Below are 2,979 nucleotides of genomic sequence, written 5' to 3'. Positions count from 1 at the left end.
GGCAGGTCCCGCTGGGCGTGGTCGTCCCCCGCACGGTGGAGGCCGGCGACCGGTCCGGCCGCCCGCGCCCGCTCGCTCCGCTCCCGGCGCCGCCAGTCGGCGAGGACGTCCTCCCGCAGCGGGAACGACTGGAGCTGGACACCGCCCCACACCTCCTCGCCGGTCACCTGCCCCTCCACGGTCGCGCCGAGACCGAGCGGCACCGCGACGAACTGGCGGACCGTGCCCTTGCCGGAGTTGATGCCGTCCAGCCAACGCTGGCGGGGCGGCACCACGTAGTTCTGCGGGCTCCGGGAGAGCCGGCCGCTCCACGGCCTGCCGGACACCGCGCACACCTTGCCCACCCCGACCTGGAGGGCCGCCGGTTCCGTCGTACCCCCGAAACTCAGCCACATCGCCTCGCGGAGGTACACCGGCAGCATCACGCCCCCGCGCGCCCGCCACTCCTCGGGGACGGTGTCCGCATGGTCCGCGACCCGCCGGACCGGGAACTCGCCCAGCCCCGGCGGCAGCGGATGCGTGCCCGTCTCGGGCAGCCGCAGCGTGCGGACGAAGCGCACCGCCACCCCGCCCGGCAGCCGCAGCGTGTTCCCGTCGATCCGTACTCCCGCGCCGCTCATCGCCCGCCCCCTGGTGTCCCGTCCCGGCCCCTGTCTCACGGAGAACGCTCGCCGAACCCCGTCCGGTTCCGCCACAGCTCGTCCTGGACGCCGAGCCGCTCGCGCAGCCGGGACATCCGGGGCAGCTTCGCCCGCTGCTCGCGCGACACCCGGTCCAGCTCCTCCAGCAGGCGGCGGGTGCGGTGCTCGGTGTTCAGCTCGTCGATGATCCGGGTCGTCTCGGTCAGCACGGCCCCGTACAACTGCCAGTGCACCCAGTCCCTGCGGATCTCCTCCTTGAGGAGTTCGGCCAGCCGGTCACGGGTCCCGGCCGCCGTGTGCAGCTCCGCCGTCAGCCGCGCCTCGGCCGACTCGGCGTTCTCGCTCAGATGGGTGGTCACCAGGACGGCGAAGCTGACCACCGCGTCGGCGATCTCCGACAGCAGCTGCTCCACGGTCGCCCCGACCTGCGGCGGGAACAGATCCTCGGGGCCGCGGGCCTTCGCCAGGTCCGTGAAGGTGCGGGCCAGCACCCGCAGCACCACCGTGCAGATCTCCAGCGTGTCCAGACCGGTGCGCATCACCACCCGGTGCAGCAGCCCCTCCCTGACGCGGGGATTGAGCCGCAGACTGTCCTCGGCCTGCCGCAGCGCCGCGTCCACCCGGGCGATGTGCTGGTCCAGCCGGCGTGCCTCGTGCAGCCGCTCGGCCGCGCGCTCCCAGGGGATCCGGCCGGCGGCCTCCTCACCCATCCGCAGCATCAGTTGCCGCACCCGGCGGGCCTGGTCCTCGATCGAGCGGCCGGCCTCGTCCACCCACACCGGGGGCGGCAGCAGCAGATTGCAGGCGGTGCCGACGACCGCGCCGATCAGCGTCTCCACGATCCGCGCCCAGGCGGTGAACCCCACGGTGGTCACGCCGAGCACCAGCATGGCGCTGATCGCCACCTCGGCCACGTACTCGTCGACCCGCACCAGGTGCCCGACGGCCAGCGAGGCCACGATCAGCAGCGCCAGACTCCACCAGGTCAGCCCCACCAGCACACTGAAGGCGATGGCCACCACCACACCGGCCACCACCGAGTTCACCCGGCGGATGCCGTTGGTGAGCGTGGCGTAGAAGGTCACCTGGACGACCAGCAGAGCGGTCAGGGGCGCGGTCAGCGGGGCCGGCTCGGGGCTGAGCCGCAGCGCGACGACGTAGGCGATCGTCGCCGCCGTGGCCGACCGCAGGGTCTGGACGACCACCGGCTCCCGATAGCGCTTCACCAGGTGCAGCAGTCCCGAGGTCCACTCGCGTACGTCGTGCATCCCTTGGCCTGTTCCCCATCCTCGGGTGCGTCGAACGTGACCGTTCGGGGGCCGTGCCGGACCGCGGCGGACCCGGGGCAGTCCTTGATCGACCGGGGATGTCCGCAGGTCGGCTACCGAGGGCGGTCGGCCGGTGACGGGAATGGGCCGCCGCGCGGAGGCGACGGAGGGGGTCTCACCACATCGAGGCGGCCCGGTCGCGCGACCGGCGGCCGGCGGATCTCAGGCGGAGAGCTTGTCGATGAAGGAGGCCAGGTTGCCCCGCGTCCGGGCGATCTGCTCCTCCAGCGTCAGGCTCTCCTCGAACCGGATGCCCGACTCCGGCACCTTCCTGCCGCGCACGTAGAAGGAACACGCCAGGTCCGTGCACATGTACACGCCGACCGAGTTGCCCTCGCGGCCCGCCGCGCCCGCCTTTCGCGCGGTCATCAGCGAGACCCCGCCGCCGGGATGCGTGGTCAGGCACACCGAGCACATGCTGCGGTGCAGGAACCCGCGCTGCGAGGTGGGGAAGCGCATGGCGACGCCCACCAGCCGGCCCTCCCGTTCGGTGACCAGATAGCTGCGGTCGGGCGCCCCGGGATCCCGCCAGCCGAGGAAGTCCAGGTCGTCCCACGGGCGTTCACCGAGGTCCCGCGGCACCGCCAGACGCTTGGCCTCCCCCTTGGAGCAGTTGACGAACGAGTTGCGGATGTCCTGTTCGGTGAGTGATCTCATGGGGGAGTCCTTCGTCGCGCGCCGTTCTGAACCTAGGGGGTCTAGGTTCACTGGCAGCCTAGGTTTCCCAGGGAGGGCGGGCCAATGGATTTCCCGGACGGGCTGCACTTCCACCCCGACCGGGTGTCGGGCGGATCACCGAGCCTCGAGGCTGACGGCTCCCGTCCCGGCCCCCTCGCCGAGGCGGACGTGGAGGCGCTCGTGCTGGACGCGAGCCACCGGGGCACCGCCGTGGAGGCGGCGGCCCGGTAGCTGCCGTTCCCGCTGGAGTGGCACCCCGGCTACCGGCTCACCGTCACCCGGCCGCGCCGCCACGCCGGCTACCGGGGCCCGGAGTACGCCGGCCTCGGCGC

The 2,979-nt window shown here is 73.0% G+C and carries 2 protein-coding genes and 2 pseudogenes; 1 reads left to right on the top strand and 3 read right to left on the bottom strand.

Going from position 1 to position 2,979, the window contains the following annotated elements:
- The 3 genes and pseudogenes from ACWEN3_RS44400 to ACWEN3_RS44390 form a co-directional block, all read right to left on the bottom strand.
- Positions 1–620, bottom strand: a pseudogene (locus ACWEN3_RS44400) (hypothetical protein); the annotation flags it as partial.
- Positions 621–655: 35 nt separating this feature from the next.
- Entirely contained in the window at positions 656–1,909 is a 1,254-nt protein-coding gene (locus ACWEN3_RS44395; RefSeq protein WP_452983808.1) for an FUSC family protein, read from the bottom strand.
- A gap of 222 nt (positions 1,910–2,131) precedes the next feature.
- Positions 2,132–2,626 (bottom strand): FBP domain-containing protein, encoded by a 495-nt coding sequence (locus ACWEN3_RS44390; protein WP_452983805.1) that lies wholly within the window; start codon positions 2,624–2,626, stop codon positions 2,132–2,134.
- 180 nt (positions 2,627–2,806) lie between these two features.
- On the opposite strand from ACWEN3_RS44390, the pseudogene ACWEN3_RS44385 reads away from it, so the two are divergent.
- Positions 2,807–2,979: pseudogene (locus ACWEN3_RS44385) on the top strand (DUF3626 domain-containing protein); the annotation flags it as partial.

The sequence above is a fragment of the Streptomyces sp. NPDC004561 genome (assembly GCF_053602155.1).
The sequence above is the reverse complement of the archived record's forward strand: the minus strand, read 5'-3'. Positions and strand labels throughout refer to the sequence as shown.

Bases quoted from the DNA above. Each gene is read 5' to 3' on its own strand.
- ACWEN3_RS44390 (WP_452983805.1), bottom strand. From the start codon at position 2,626: ATGAGATCACTCACCGAACAGGACATCCGCAACTCGTTCGTCAACTGC.
- ACWEN3_RS44395 (WP_452983808.1), bottom strand. From the start codon at position 1,909: ATGCACGACGTACGCGAGTGGACCTCGGGACTGCTGCACCTGGTGAAG.